The sequence below is a fragment of the Ralstonia sp. 24A2 genome, from assembly GCF_051783885.1.
Classification (GTDB): domain Bacteria; phylum Pseudomonadota; class Gammaproteobacteria; order Burkholderiales; family Burkholderiaceae; genus Ralstonia.
Window position 1 is genome coordinate 1,741,096 of sequence record NZ_JBPVZD010000003.1, and the last position, 12,755, is coordinate 1,753,850.

The 12,755-nt window shown below is 65.3% G+C and carries 10 protein-coding genes; 6 read left to right on the forward strand and 4 right to left on the reverse strand.

Features of this window, described 5'->3' with window-relative positions; translation table 11 throughout:
• The first annotated feature begins 207 nt into the window (after positions 1–207).
• The 3 genes from ACS13N_RS25380 to ACS13N_RS25390 are packed head-to-tail and all read left to right on the forward strand — an operon-like array spanning position 208 to position 4,729.
• On the forward strand, positions 208–2,178 hold the full coding sequence (locus tag ACS13N_RS25380) for a TonB-dependent receptor plug domain-containing protein (RefSeq protein ID WP_438934491.1): 1,971 nt from the start codon (positions 208–210) through the stop codon (positions 2,176–2,178).
• Entirely contained in the window at positions 2,175–2,732 is a 558-nt protein-coding gene (locus ACS13N_RS25385) for a YfiR family protein (RefSeq protein WP_438934350.1), read from the forward strand. Before ACS13N_RS25380 ends, ACS13N_RS25385 begins: the two co-directional genes overlap by 4 nt.
• The gene (locus ACS13N_RS25390; RefSeq protein WP_438934351.1) at positions 2,729–4,729 is read left to right on the forward strand and encodes a putative bifunctional diguanylate cyclase/phosphodiesterase; all 2,001 of its coding nucleotides are present in this window, start codon (positions 2,729–2,731) and stop codon (positions 4,727–4,729) included. The genes ACS13N_RS25385 and ACS13N_RS25390 overlap by 4 nt, the downstream gene beginning before the upstream one ends.
• A 3-nt stretch (positions 4,730–4,732) precedes the next feature.
• Here the strand turns inward: ACS13N_RS25390 and ACS13N_RS25395 are convergent, their stop codons facing one another.
• The 4 genes from ACS13N_RS25395 to ACS13N_RS25410 form a co-directional block, all read right to left on the reverse strand.
• The gene (locus tag ACS13N_RS25395) at positions 4,733–5,620 is read right to left on the reverse strand and encodes an EamA family transporter (RefSeq protein ID WP_438934352.1); all 888 of its coding nucleotides are present in this window, start codon (positions 5,618–5,620) and stop codon (positions 4,733–4,735) included.
• Positions 5,621–5,993: 373 nt separating this feature from the next.
• The gene (locus tag ACS13N_RS25400; RefSeq protein WP_438934353.1) at positions 5,994–7,643 is read right to left on the reverse strand and encodes a rhodanese-related sulfurtransferase; all 1,650 of its coding nucleotides are present in this window, start codon (positions 7,641–7,643) and stop codon (positions 5,994–5,996) included.
• Positions 7,640–8,284: a cysteine dioxygenase gene (locus tag ACS13N_RS25405; RefSeq protein ID WP_438934354.1), complete on the reverse strand. Its 645-nt coding sequence runs from the start codon at positions 8,282–8,284 to the stop codon at positions 7,640–7,642. Before ACS13N_RS25405 ends, ACS13N_RS25400 begins: the two co-directional genes overlap by 4 nt.
• A gap of 60 nt (positions 8,285–8,344) precedes the next feature.
• The gene (locus tag ACS13N_RS25410; RefSeq protein ID WP_438934492.1) at positions 8,345–9,532 is read right to left on the reverse strand and encodes an acyl-CoA dehydrogenase family protein; all 1,188 of its coding nucleotides are present in this window, start codon (positions 9,530–9,532) and stop codon (positions 8,345–8,347) included.
• A 208-nt stretch (positions 9,533–9,740) separates the two neighbouring features.
• Between ACS13N_RS25410 and ACS13N_RS25415 the strand changes: the two genes are divergently transcribed.
• From ACS13N_RS25415 to ACS13N_RS25425, 3 genes are read left to right on the forward strand one after another with little or no spacing between them, the layout of a single operon-like run.
• Positions 9,741–10,832, forward strand: coding sequence for an LLM class flavin-dependent oxidoreductase (locus tag ACS13N_RS25415; protein ID WP_438934355.1), 1,092 nt, complete (start codon positions 9,741–9,743; stop codon positions 10,830–10,832).
• A gap of 10 nt (positions 10,833–10,842) precedes the next feature.
• Positions 10,843–11,682 carry a class II aldolase/adducin family protein gene (locus tag ACS13N_RS25420; protein ID WP_438934356.1) on the forward strand — a complete coding sequence of 280 codons (840 nt, stop codon included), beginning with the start codon at positions 10,843–10,845 and terminating at the stop codon, positions 11,680–11,682.
• Positions 11,683–11,736: 54 nt separating this feature from the next.
• Positions 11,737–12,744 carry an ABC transporter substrate-binding protein gene (locus ACS13N_RS25425; RefSeq protein ID WP_048935438.1) on the forward strand — a complete coding sequence of 336 codons (1,008 nt, stop codon included), beginning with the start codon at positions 11,737–11,739 and terminating at the stop codon, positions 12,742–12,744.
• The last annotated feature ends 11 nt before the right edge of the window (positions 12,745–12,755 follow it).

The window sequence follows — 12,755 nt, forward strand, 5'->3', positions numbered from 1 at the left end:
AGAGCAGAACGATTGAAATCCCGTTGAACGTCCTCCAGAGACGTGATCGGTTCTGCTGGTCTGCCGATGTCGCCCCTAGTTGTGATTGCCCGTGCGCTCGTCCGCCGTGCCCCCCACGGCCCTCGAAAGCGCGTACGTGCCATGGTTCCATTTGCCCTGTCGCTGCACCTGTTTTTGCGGAATTTCAGGCGGATCGGCAATGCGCAAATGTTTGCGCTGGCATTTTTGCTGGCACCAGCCACCGTCTATGCGGGAACCGATGTGAGCGATCTGACCGAGCTTCCCATCGAGCAGTTGATGCAGGTGCAGGTGGTGACCGGAGCGTCCAAGTACGCTGAAGCGGCCAATGAAGCACCCGCCAACGTGCAGGTGATCACGGCCGAGGACATCAAGACCTATGGCTGGCGCACGCTGGCCGACATCCTGGGCAGCCTGCCGGGGCTGTACACCAACTACGACCGCAACTACGCCTCGCTTGGCGCGCGCGGCTTCCTGCGCCCGGGCGATTACGACACGCGCTTCCTGCTGCTGATCGACGGCTACCGTACCAACGACTCCGTCTTTGACGAAGCAGCGGTAGGCACCGATGCGCTGCTGAATGTCGACCTGATTGACCATGTGGAATACGTGCCCGGTGCCGGCTCCGCAGCGTATGGCTCGAATGCGCTGTTTGGCGTGATCAACATCATCACCAAGCGTGGGCGGGACATCGGCGGTGTGCAGGTCAGCGGTGCCACCGGCAGCGCCAATGCGCGCGATGGGCGGGTGACCTGGGGCAACCGCGCAGACAACGGCGCCGAATGGCTGCTCTCGGCCAGCGTGAACGACGCGCCGGGCCGTGACCTGTACTTCGCGCAGTTCAACCAGCCCGGTGTCAGCGACGGCATGGCGCGCGGCATGGATTTCGACCGCAGCAAACGCCTGTTCGCCAAGGGCAGCTTTGGCGAGTTTGGCCTGACCTTCGGCTATGCGGACCGCACCAAGGGCACGCCCACCGCACCGTACGACCAGTTCTTCAATGACCCGCGCTCGCGCAGCATCGACACGCGCCAGATGCTCGACGGTACGTGGCAGCACGCGCTGGACGATGCCACCGATGTCTCGGCACGGCTGTACTGGGGCCGCTATGTATCGCAGGGCCACTACATCTACAACTATCCGCCGGTGACTGAGAACCGCGACTGGTACGACTCTGCCTGGTACGGCGCTGAACTCAAGCTCGTCACGCGTCGGTTCGACCAGCACACACTCGCGATTGGCACGGAGCTGCAGCGCGACTACCGTGATGCCATGCGCAATTTTGATGTCACCCCGTACTTCAGCTACCTGGATGACCATCGCAACAACAACCGTGTTGGCATCTATGTGCAAGACCAGTTCGTACTCAACCCAAACTGGGTACTGGATACCGGCCTGCGTTACGACCACACCAGCTTTGCCCCAGGCATCTTCAGCCCGCGTGTGGGCCTGATCTGGCACGCCGCACCCACCACGACCGTCAAGGCCATCTACGGGATGGCCTACCGTGCGCCCAACGACTATGAGCTGAACTACCAGACCGCATCCTTGGGTGGCCAGCAGGTCAACACGAGCCTGGTTGCCGAGCGCATCCGCACGTATGAAGCCGTGCTGGAGCAGCAGGTGAGTGCCGACGGCAAGGCGACGCTGTCGGTGTTCCAGAACAACGTCTCCAACCTGATCAGCCAGAGCGAAGACCCCAACACTGGATTGCTGGTCTTTAGCAACGTGTCGCGCGTGCGCACGCGCGGCGCAGAACTCGGCTACCAGCAGAACTGGCCTGGCGGCACCCGCCTGCGCGCGAGCTACAGCTTCCAGCACTCGGAAGACGTCACCACTGGCCAGACGCTGAGCGACTCCCCGCGCCACATGCTCAAGCTCAACGCCAGCACGCCACTGTGGCGCAGTGACTGGCGTGCCGGGCTGGAGGCGCAGTACATCAGCAACCGTTTGACGACCGCGGGCAGCGTGGGCGGCTACTGGATCGCCAGCCTGACCTTGCTGACGACCCGGCTGGCGCCCAATCTGGAGATGTCGGCCAGCCTCTACAACCTGTTTGACCGGCGCTATGCCGACCCGGCTGGGCAGGAGGTGTTGATGCCCGCCATCCAGCAGGATGGCCGCACGTTTCGCCTGAAGCTCACCTATACCTTCCGATGAACGCACTGCGCGCCCACCTCCGTCGTGCCACGAGCCAGCGCCTGCGCAGGCTGTGCGCGGCGTTGGCCGTGGTACTGGCAACGGTGGCATGGATGCGGGTCACCTATGCGCAGATGCAGGCCAGCGAAGCCCAGATCAAGGCGGCCTTCATCTACAACTTTGCGCTGTTCACCACCTGGCCGACCGACGCGATGTTGGCTGGCGCCCCAATGGTGGTGTGCGTGACCGCCGAGCACCCGCTGCAGGCAGCCTTGGAAAAACTGACAGGAAAACCCGTGCGCGGACACCGGCTGGAAATCCGACAGATCAACGATGGCGCCATTGGCGGTTGCCATTTGCTGGTGCTGGATGCACAGTCATCCCGCGGTGTCCGCCTGGACCCGGCCACCCCCGTGCTAACGGTGGGTGACGGTCACAAGGGTGCACTCACGCCGATGATTGCACTAGCCTTGCAGGACAACCGGGTCGTTTTCGACATCGACGCGGGCGCGGCGCGGCAGGCTGGCCTGCAGCTCAGCTCGCAGTTGCTGCGTCTGGCAAGGAGCGTGCAATGAACCTGGCCCTGATGACACAACGGCCCCGCCTGGGGCACACCGTGGTGCGGGCAAACATGGCGGGTGCCGGTGCGGCGCTCACCATTGCCGGCTTCCTGCTGATCGTGTTCCAGTTCATCGCATTGCATGCGGCGCTGGTGCGCGACGTGCACGTGCAGGGACGCATCATCGGCGCCAACAGTGTCGCGGCGCTGCTGTTCAACGACCGTCGCGCCGCCGAAGAGACGCTGGGTGCGCTGAGCGCATCGCCGTCGCTGCGTGCGGCCGGCATCTTCACGGCGCTGCGCAAGCCGCTGGCGCTGTATCAACATGGCGATGCAGCCCCCGTGCGCGCGCCCGATGCCGCCATGCTGCGCGAGGAAGACATCTCCACGCTGACCACGCTGGAGGTGGTTGAGCCGGTGGAGTCCGAGCGCCGCGTGATCGGCTACGTGGTGATCCGCTCCAGCCTGATCGAGCTGTACATGCAGCTGCTCGGCTATGCCGTGCTGACGGTATCGGTAGGCATTGGCGCCATGGGCGTCGCCTATCTGGTGATCGCCCGCATGCGCCGCGCGGTGTTGCAGGCCGAAGCCCACCTGGACTATCTCGCCCACATCGACTCGGTGACGGAGCTGCCCAACCGGCACGCCTTCAATGAACGGCTGCAGGTGTCGCTCAAGCGCGCGGGCCAGTCGGGGGCGGTCGGCCTACTGCTGTTGGACCTCGATAACTTCAAGGTGGTCAATGACACGCTGGGCCACAACAACGGCGACCGCCTGCTGCGCCAGGTGGCACGCCGCCTGAACGAAATCATCGAACAGGCCAACCTGCGTGCCGTGCTGTGCCGTATCGGCGGAGACGAGTTCGCCATCATTGCTGAACTGTCCGGGCGCGCATCGATTACCCCGACGGACGCCGCTGAGCTGGCGGATGGTCTGGCCAAGCGCATTCTCGCGGCGCTGGCGGCACCGTTTGCGCTGGATCTGCATCAGATCTACGTAACGGCCAGCGTCGGTGTGAGCCTGTATCCGCATGACGCACGCGACGTGCAGGCCCTCACGCGCAATGCCGACACAGCGATGTACTACGCCAAGAACCGCGGCAAGAACGCGGCTGCCAGCTTCACCTCCGAGATGGATCAACAGGCCCGCCGCCGCCTGCGCGTCGAGGCTGATCTGCGCCGTGCGCTCGACCGCGACGAGCTGCTGCTGGCGTATCAGCCACAGGTTCGCCTGCAGGGCCTCAACACGGATGGCACCGCGGTCCCCAGCTCGCACGTGTACGGCGTGGAAGCGCTGGTGCGCTGGCGCCATCCGGAGATCGGCCTGATCGGCCCGGGCGAGTTCATCGCCGTGGCGGAAGAAACCGGCCTGATCGTGCCGCTGGGCCTGTGGGTGCTGCGCACGGCGTGTCAGCAGGCTGCGCGCTGGATGCGTGAAGACGGTGTCACGCTGCGCGTGTCGGTCAACCTGTCTGCACGGCAGGCGCGCGATCCGGCCCTGGTGCAGAACGTGCTCAACGTGCTGGCCGAGACGGGCCTGCCGCCGCACATGCTGGAGCTGGAGATTACCGAAAGCGTGCTGATGGAAGACATCGAGGCCAACATCGCGTTGCTCGAAGCGCTACACATGGCGGGCATCAGCCTGTCGATCGACGATTTCGGCACGGGATATTCGTCGCTGGCGTATCTGCAGCGCTTCCCGATCCAGAAGCTCAAGATCGACCGCAGCTTTGTGCAGCGCATGCCGGGTGACGGCGAGGCGATTGCCGGCGCGGTCATCGCCATGGCGCACAGCCTGAAGATGGAAGTGGTGGCCGAAGGCGTGGAAGACCCCGAACAACTCGCGCTGCTGCGCAAGGCCGGCTGTGATCTGGGGCAGGGCTACCTGTTCTCGCGCCCACAGCAGGCCGAGCCGTTGATGGCATGGCTCAGGCGCCTGGACGGTGTTGAAGACACCGTCTTGAACGACGAAACCGCGCCCTCTGGCACGCAGCCTTCGTCGTTCGTGGAATAGGGCTTAGGCCGTCGCGCGCCGGGCCGCCCGCGTGGCACCGGCCGTCAGCACCACCACGGCCGCCAGGATGATACCTGTGGCCCCTAGTGTTTGCGGTGCGACCTGCTCGTCGGCCAGCCATGCGCCCATCAACAGGGCGATGGGCGGGTTCACGTAGACATAGCTCGTCGCCATGACGGTGGACACGCGTTCCACTAGGGCCATGTAAGCCGTGAACGCAATGGCCGAACCGAACACCACCAGATAACCCCATGCCAGCGCGGAATGCAGGCCGATGCTGTGCGGCCACTTCTCGCCCACGATCAGGCTGAGCAGCACCAGTGCCGCACCGCCAAAAGCCATCTCTAGCACAAAGGCCGTTGTGCCCTTGGGCATGTCGATGCGCTTGGAGAGCTGCGAGCCGAACGACCACGATGCAATGGCCGTGGTCAGCGCCAGCACGCCAGCTGTGCTGGCCTGGAACTCCGCACCACGGAACAGCACCGCAATGCCGATGCTACCCAGCGCAATCGCACCAATCTCATACGCGCGCAGACGGCCGCCCGCCAGCAGCGTCCACAGTGTGGAGAACAGCGGCATCGACGCGATCATCACCGTAGTGGCGCCGGAAGAGATAGTCTGCTCGGCCACGGCGGTCATGCCCATGCCGCCCACCAGCATGAAGGCGCCGATCAGCGCACAGTTACGTACCTGGCGCCAGCTTGGACGATCTTCTGGCCGCTCGCGCTGGCGCAGGATGACCAGCGGGGCAAGCAACGCCGCTGCCGCCAGAAACCGCGAGCCCATCATCAGGAAGGGTGGCAGATCGGTCAGCGCAAAACGGATGGCGAGATACGTCGTGCCCCACACCACATACGTGATGAGCAGGCAGACCGCGATGAAGGGAGACATGTCGGAACCCAGGCGAGGAAGTCCCGATGCTACTCAAGGCGGGCTTATGCGCAAAACGAGTTTTGTTATCGCTCGTTGTTAGCGGCGTTAGCAAGCACGTGAGTTTGAGGAGGCGACGCGTTCGGAACGCCGCCTTTCGCGTTCCAAAGGCCATCGTTGGCGTTCAGAACCTCAACGACGGCGTTCAGAACTTGGAGGGGCAGGTTCCGAAGCCGACACCCTGAGGTTCAGAACGTCAGATGCGGCGTTCAGAACCCCAACGGCGGGGTTCTGAACCTCAAACATGGCGTTCAAAACCTCAAGCGCCGGGTTGGCCGACCCAAAGTTCGGCGTTCTGAACCTCAAGGGTGGAGATCAGAACCTCAGACGGCCGTCAGATGACCCGGAAGCCGTGCGTGCCGTCCCGGCCGAGTTGTTCCACCAGGCCGAATTCCCAGTCCAGATAGCCCTGCATGGCCGCACGCGGGGCGTTTGTGCCTTCATATGGACGGCGGTAGCGGTCGATACGGTCGGAGGCAAGGTGTGTTTCGCCAGACTCCACCGGCAGACCCGCTGCCACCCAGGCTGCCGTGCCGCCGTCGAGCACCCAGACCTCAGCTTGCGTGAGCCTGGCCAGATCCACGGCGGCAAAGCGGGCGAGCAGGCTGGAGCCGCAGGTCAGCACGTAGCGGCGGGCCGGCGGGATGCGCTTGAGCGCGCCGGGCAGGTCTGAACGCACGGCAAACCAAGCCCCCGGAATGTGCCGCGCCACGTAGTTGGCGCTGCGCGTGACGTCGATGACCGCTGTGTCGCCGGCATCCAGCCAACCGGCCAGGGCGCGAGCATCTACCGTGCGTACCGCTGGCGTATCGGCAGTCGGGGCATGCCACGGGCCGGTTGCGCTGCGCTCGCTGGCGTCGACCGGGTTGACCACGTACACCTCCCAGCCCATCTGCGCGAGCCAGGAGGCGGTCATGTCGGCGCGCACGCCGTCGTCATCGGTCAGCACGATGCGGGCGCCGCGCACGGCGGCGGTGTGGTCCGTCTCTTGCACGAGCTGCCCGCCGGGGGCGCTGGCAAAGCCGGGCAGGTGGCCGGCGGCGTATTCCTCGGGTGTGCGCACGTCCAGCTTGTAGAGCGTGCGGTCGGGAGCTTCCAGCTTGGCAACGTCGGCCAAGGCAATGCGCGGCACGTTGGCGCGCTCTGCCACGGCGCGTGCATCGGCCTGGGCCTGGGCGCGGGTCTGTGCGGATACGGCTTCCGGGTGGCGGCGGTTGATGCCGTGGTCCAGCACCTGATCGGCCAGCAGCCAGCCGATGGTGCCGTTGCGCAGCGCGGCCACCGGGTTGGGAATGCCTGCATTCACCAGCGATTGCGTGCCGATGATGCTGCGCGTGCGCCCGGCACAGTTGACGATGACCTGCGTGGCCGGGTCCGGCGCCAGCTCACGGATGCGCAGCACAAGCTCCGCCCCCGGCACGCTGGTCGCGGTGGGGATGCTCATGGTCTGGAATTCGTCATAGCGGCGCGCATCGACGATCACCACATCCTGCTTCGCATCGAGCAGCGCCTTGACCTCCTGCGCGCTGAACGAGGGCGTATGGCGTTGTGCCTCCACGTATTCGCCAAAGGATTTGCTGGGCACGTTCACGTCCTGGAAGACCTCGCCACCTGCCGCGCGCCAGCCATCCAGACCACCTTCGAGCAGATAGACACGCGTGTAGCCGAGTTCAGCTAGTTTGGCGGCCGCTTGCGGGGCCAAGTCCACGCCGTCGTGCACGCCATACAGAACAATCAACGTATCGCGACGCGGAATGCGCGACCACGCCTCCAGCTCCAGCCGCGAGAGCGGCAGGTTGGCCGCCCACAACGGGTGTGCCTGCGCGTAGGGGTCTTCTTCACGCACATCGACCAGGGCGATTTCCTTGCGGGCCAGCAAGGCGGCGCGCACGTCAGCGTAGGTGAGCGTGGGGACGTGGGTCTCGGCCAGCGGTGCGGCGACCGGCGAGTCGGTGGCTTCGAGGGTATCGATGACGGTACTCATGAGGCAGACGTGTCCTTGGAACGGTCCCAGAGATTGGGCAGGTGGGTATTCGAATAACCGGAGATGAACGGCTTGCGCTCGCCGTCTTCCGTATAGACGGAGCGGTGGATGCCGCCGATGTTGCCGCCGTAGACGTGGATGCTGATCGACGTGCGGTCGTCAAACGCGTTGTGCACGCGGTGGATGTCGCCCACACGCGGTGAGACGCGCTCGACCTGGCCGGGCTCCAGACGGATGGCCACACCATCGGGCAGCGGGCGTCCGTCGGCTTCGAGCTTGAACGGCTGCGAGTACTCCGCGCCGCGCAGCATGCCGATCAGGCCCCACGTGGTGTGGTCGTGGATGGGCGTGCGCTGGCCCGGACCCCAGACGAAGCTGACGATGGAAAAGCGCTCGCCGGAATCGACATGCAGTAGGTACTGCTGAAAGTACTCGGGATGCGGCTGGGCGTATTCGGCAGGCAGCCAGTTGTCCTGCGCGACGAGTGCGCCGAGCAGCGCGCCGGCACGCGAGAGGATTTCCGCTTCCGTCGGCTGCTGATCGAGCAGGCGGGACAGTGCGGTCACGAAATCGCGCAGCGGCAAGATGGATTGCGGGGATTGCGTCTGTGCAGGTGCGGTAGCGAGGGCAGGCGTGCTCATCGGCAGGTTCCTGATGTGGGGTTTCGGCTCATCTTGCTGGACTGGGGTTCTGGCGTCCAGCTAAACCCCAAGCGCAGTGCGGCCGGCCGCCAGCAGGATCGAATCGTTCTGCGGGGTGTGGATGCGGCTGCAGAGCACATCGCGGTAATGGCGTTCGAGCGGGTTGTGGCGCGACAGGCCGTGGTTGCCCGAGAGCTGCAGGGCCAGTTCGACCGCGCGGATGGCATTGCCGGTGACGGTGTACTTGAGCAGCCCGCTATCGGTCGTGGAGAGCGGCATGCCGGCATCGGCTGCCTCGGCAGCGTGGTCGAGCAGCACGCGGTTGGTCCGCAGCGCAGCGGCAATTTCGCCTGCGGCTTCCTGCATGCGCGGCAGCGTTGCCAGGGGGGCACCGAGGTTGGCGGGCGCACGCGTATTCAGGAACTGCACGAGCCAGTCGCGTGCGGCCTGCGCCACGGCGTCGTACAGGCTGCCGAGCAAGACGGCCATCCAGGCTTGCTGATCGACATGCGCGCCGCTATCTGCCCACTCAGCGGCAGGCCGGATGTCAACAGCGTGATCGAGCGGAATGGCCACGTCTTCCAGCACAACGTCGTGGCTGCCCGAAGCGCGCAGGCCGAGGTGGTTCCAGGTGGGTTCGATGCGGATGCCGGGCGTGTCCGGCAACGGGCGCGGGACGAGGAAGATGCCGACACGCGGCTCTGCTTCATCGGTGCGCGCCCAGACCGCCAGCCAGCGCAGCGCCGGACTGCCGGTGCTGTAGAGCTTGCGGCCGTGGATGCGCCAGTGGTCGCCAACGCGTGTAGCGACGGTGCCGGGCAGGCCACCACGTGCGGGTGTGCCCAGGTCCGGCTCCACACGCAAGGCGTTGATGAGGGCACCTTCATTCAACGCAGTGGAGAACACCTGCTGGCGGAGATGTGCAGGCCAGCGCGTATCGGCGCGGCCCAGCGCACGATGCTGCAGATACGTCATCGTCAACACAAGCGCGGTTGCGGCATCGCCGTATGCAACCGACGCGATGATGCGGCGCGCCGTGGCCAGCTCTGCGCCACCGCCGCCGTGTGCTTGCGGAATGACTTGCGCGGTCAGCCCGGAGGCATGCAGCAGGGCAAAGTTCTCGTGTGCAAACGTGCCCTGCGCATCGTGCTCCGCAGCGGTGGCAGCCAACTGCGGCGTGATGGCGGCCAGCACCTCGGCAAGCCGTTCGGGTGCCGTGGGCAGGCGATGCAGAGGGATGGACGACATGGCGAAGCGGCGCACGAAGCAAGTGATGTTGCCGCACAGCGTAGCCGTGTTGCCGCGCACGGCGAACGATCCATGCCGAATATGCAGCGTTGAATTTATTCGTTAGTGCAACGCTGGTGGTGACGTAACTTCATTCGCATTCATGGCGAGGTGCAACGCAGCAAATGCAGCCTCGCCGATCTTCTAACGATATGCGGAGCGAGCCACCATGAGCGTCGATTTCATCGGCATGATCCAGAGCCAGAAGCAGTCGGAAATCCATCCGCCTGATCCGAATGGGCCGGTGATCGATCGCGACTATGTGCGTGCCTTTGCGCAGGCACACGAGCAGGCCGGCTTCGACCGCATTCTGGTGCCGCACCATTCGACCGGCCCATCGGCCACGTTGACGATCTCGTATGCGGCGGCGCTGACCGAGCGCATCCACTTCATGCTGGCGCACCGGCCAGGCTTCACCAACCCGACGCTGGCTGCACGCCAGATTGCCACGCTGGATCAGTTCACCGGCGGACGCCTGGGGGTGCACTTCATCTCGGGCGGCTCCGACAGCGAACAACGCCGCGATGGCGACTACCTCGACCACGACCAGCGCTACGCCCGCACCGACGAATACCTCGGCATCCTGCGCCGCATCTGGACCGAGGCCAAACCGTTCGATCACGAGGGCGAGTTCTACCGTTTCGAGCAGGGTTTCTCGGAGGTGAAGCCGGCGCAAAAGCCGCATGTGCCGATCTACTTTGGCGGCGCGTCGGACGTGGCGGTGGAGGTGGCGGGCAAGCACGCCGATGTGTATGCCCTGTGGGGGGAATCGCTCGACCAGGTGCGTGAACTGACCACGCGTGTGCGTGCGGAGGCCGCCAAGCACGGCCGCAGCATCCGCTTCTCGGTATCGTTCCGGCCGATTCTGGCGGATACGGAAGAGGCTGCCTGGGCCCGCGCCGAGCGCATTCTCGAACGTACCCGCGCGTTGCGCCTGCAGCAGGGCTACAGCCGTGGCGGCCCGCAACAGAGCGAAGGCGCGCGCCGCCTGTTGGCCGCGGCCGAGCAGGGCGAGCGCGTGGACAAACGTTTGTGGACGGCCATCGCCAAGGAAACCGGCGCACGCTCCAACTCCACCGCACTGGTCGGCACGCCGGAGCAGGTGGCCGATGCGCTGCTCGATTACTACGACCTGGGCGTCACGACCTTCCTGATCCGCGGCTTCGATCCGCTGGAAGATGTGGTCGACTACGGCCGCACACTCATCCCGCGTGTGCGCGAGCTGGTGGCGCAGCGCGATGCACAGCGCAAGGCGGCGTGAGGGCGCGGGCATGAGCGAAGTCCTTTCCATCGAGCGCCCGGCATCCACCTCGCTCCGGCTCAACCCGCAGCCGCAGCAGAAGTTCTGGTTCGATCCGCCCGCGGCGCGCACGTCTGTTGAGGCAGAACGGCGCCATCGGCAAGAGCGCCTGGCAGCAGCCTTTCGCATCTTTGCGCGGCATGGCTTTGATCTTGGGCTGGCCGGGCATATCACCGCACGCGATCCGGAGCTGCCGGACCACTTCTGGGTGAACCCGCTGGGTGTGCATTTCTCGCGCATCAAGGTGTCGGACTTGCTGCTCGTCAATGCGTGCGGCGAGACGGTCATCGGCAACCGGCCGCTCAACAAGGCGGCGTTTGCCATTCATGCGGCGATTCACGAGGCGCACCCGCACATCGTGGCGGCAGCGCATACGCATTCGACGTATGGCAAGGCGTGGTCGACGCTGGGCCGGCCGCTCGATCCGCTCACGCAGGATGCCTGCTCGTTCTACGAAGACCATGCGCTGTTTGACGACTTCACCGGCATGGTGGTCGACGCCAGCGAGGGCGAACGCATTGCGCGCGCACTGACCAAACCGGGCGGCGACACACACAAGGGCGTGATCCTGAAGAACCACGGCATCCTCACCGCTGGCCCCACCGTGGAAGCCGCCGCATGGTGGTACATCGCGCTGGACAACGCCGCACATACGCAACTGCTGGCCGAAGCTGCCGGCACGCCGCAGTTGATCGACGCGGCCACCGCGCAGCACACGCACAGCCAGGTCGGCGGGCCCGAAGGGTCGCTGCACGCATTCGAGAGCCTGTATGCAGGCCTCGTCGCCGCGGAGCCGGACGTGCTGGATTGATCAGAAGACAAAACGCAGAACACATCCAACGCATCACCATACGGGGAGCATTCAATGAGCCAAGACAATGCGGGGATCTCGCGCCGCAAGGTACTGCACGCGGCCGCCGCCACGGCGCTGGCCGCACCGGCCCTGATCCTGGGCCGCAAGGCCTATTCGCAGCAGCGCAAGCTCACGTTTGCGTGGAACCAGAACTCGTTCTGCCTGACGCCCATCGTGGTGGCGCAGGAGCGCGGCTTCTTCGAGAAGAACGGCCTGCAGGTCGACCTGATCAACTACAGCGGCTCGACCGATCAATTGCTGGAATCCATCGCCACCGGCAAGGCCGATGCTGCCGTGGGGATGATCCACCGCTGGCTCAAGCCGCTGGAGGCGGGTTTTGACGTGAAGATCATTGGCAGCTCGCACGGCGGCTGCGTGCGGCTGGTTGGCTCCAAGGCCGCGGGTGTGACCAACCTGGCCGCGCTCAAGGGCAAGACCGTGGGCGTGAGCGATCTGGCCGCGCCGGGCAAGCACTTCTTCACCATCCTGCTGGCCAAGCACGGTATCGACCCCGACCGCGACATCACCTGGCGCCAGTACCCGGCGGACCTGCTGGGCGTGGCGGTGGACAAGGGCGAGATTCAGGCCATTGCCGACGGCGACCCGAACCTCTACCTGCTGGAAAAGCGCACCAACGGTGCCTATGTGGAACTGGCGACCAACCTCACTGGCGAGTACGCGCGCAAAGTCTGCTGCGTGATCGGCGCGCGTGGCGAACTCGTGCGCAATGACCGCCAGGCGGCCTCCGGCCTGGCACGCGCCATTGTGCAGGCGACGGACTTCGTCAACGAGAACCCGAACGAGGCCGCCAAGGTGTTTGCCAAGTACTCGCCCAAGGTGGCGGTGGACGATCTGCGCAAGCTCTACGCCACGCTCACCTATACGCACCACCCGACGGGTGTCGACCTGCGCGACGAGATCGCCTTCTATGCGGAAGACTTCCGCCGCATCGGCGTCATCAAGAAGACGACCGACCCGCAGCGCCTGGCGCAGCACGTCTACGTGAACGTGCTGGCGTAGGGCACGCGACA

What these genes read in the sequence shown, in the direction of transcription:
- ACS13N_RS25395 (WP_438934352.1), bottom strand. Translation starts at nt 5,620, where the DNA reads ATGTCTCCCTTCATCGCGGTCTGCCTGCTCATCACGTATGTGGTGTGG.
- ACS13N_RS25405 (WP_438934354.1), bottom strand. Translation starts at nt 8,284, where the DNA reads ATGAGCACGCCTGCCCTCGCTACCGCACCTGCACAGACGCAATCCCCG.
- ACS13N_RS25385 (WP_438934350.1), top strand. Translation starts at nt 2,175, where the DNA reads ATGAACGCACTGCGCGCCCACCTCCGTCGTGCCACGAGCCAGCGCCTG.
- ACS13N_RS25380 (WP_438934491.1), top strand. Translation starts at nt 208, where the DNA reads ATGTTTGCGCTGGCATTTTTGCTGGCACCAGCCACCGTCTATGCGGGA.
- ACS13N_RS25410 (WP_438934492.1), bottom strand. Translation starts at nt 9,532, where the DNA reads ATGTCGTCCATCCCTCTGCATCGCCTGCCCACGGCACCCGAACGGCTT.
- ACS13N_RS25390 (WP_438934351.1), top strand. Translation starts at nt 2,729, where the DNA reads ATGAACCTGGCCCTGATGACACAACGGCCCCGCCTGGGGCACACCGTG.
- ACS13N_RS25400 (WP_438934353.1), bottom strand. Translation starts at nt 7,643, where the DNA reads ATGAGTACCGTCATCGATACCCTCGAAGCCACCGACTCGCCGGTCGCC.
- ACS13N_RS25415 (WP_438934355.1), top strand. Translation starts at nt 9,741, where the DNA reads ATGAGCGTCGATTTCATCGGCATGATCCAGAGCCAGAAGCAGTCGGAA.
- ACS13N_RS25420 (WP_438934356.1), top strand. Translation starts at nt 10,843, where the DNA reads ATGAGCGAAGTCCTTTCCATCGAGCGCCCGGCATCCACCTCGCTCCGG.
- ACS13N_RS25425 (WP_048935438.1), top strand. Translation starts at nt 11,737, where the DNA reads ATGAGCCAAGACAATGCGGGGATCTCGCGCCGCAAGGTACTGCACGCG.